This window comes from Moraxella oculi, from assembly GCF_023336735.1.
GTDB lineage: Bacteria > Pseudomonadota > Gammaproteobacteria > Pseudomonadales > Moraxellaceae > Moraxella > Moraxella oculi.
The window spans coordinates 1-364 of the sequence record NZ_JAMBAQ010000070.1; the positions used below are offsets into that span (position 1 = coordinate 1).

General features: G+C 41.5%; 1 protein-coding gene. It reads right to left on the bottom strand.

The genetic code is table 11. The features are described 5' to 3' along the window. Positions 1–364, bottom strand: a 364-nt coding sequence (locus tag M2R47_RS09420) for a hypothetical protein (protein WP_249102549.1), incomplete at both ends; no start/stop codon positions are given.

The following is a 364-nucleotide window of genomic DNA, read 5'->3' on the forward strand; positions in this document are numbered from 1 at the left end:
TTTGATCTGTGCACGGTTCTTAGCCACTTCATCAACAGTGGTTTCAGAAATCACAGCCAATTTACCGATGTCATTGGTGTTGTCAGCGATTTCGTCGATCAATACATTAGATGCAGTGGTTAGAGCATCAATCTTGTCATTGACTGGTTTTAGGTCTACTGTTACTTGACCATTTGGTGCGGTTTGCTTATTCATCAGTTCTGTGATGTTTGCACGGTTCTCAGCGATTTCGTCGATCAATACATTAGATGCTGTGGTTAGAGCGTCAATTGTTGCTTTATTATCTTTGATCTGTGCACGGTTCTTAGCCACTTCATCAACAGTGGTTTCAGAAATCACAGCCAATTTACCGATGTCATTGGTG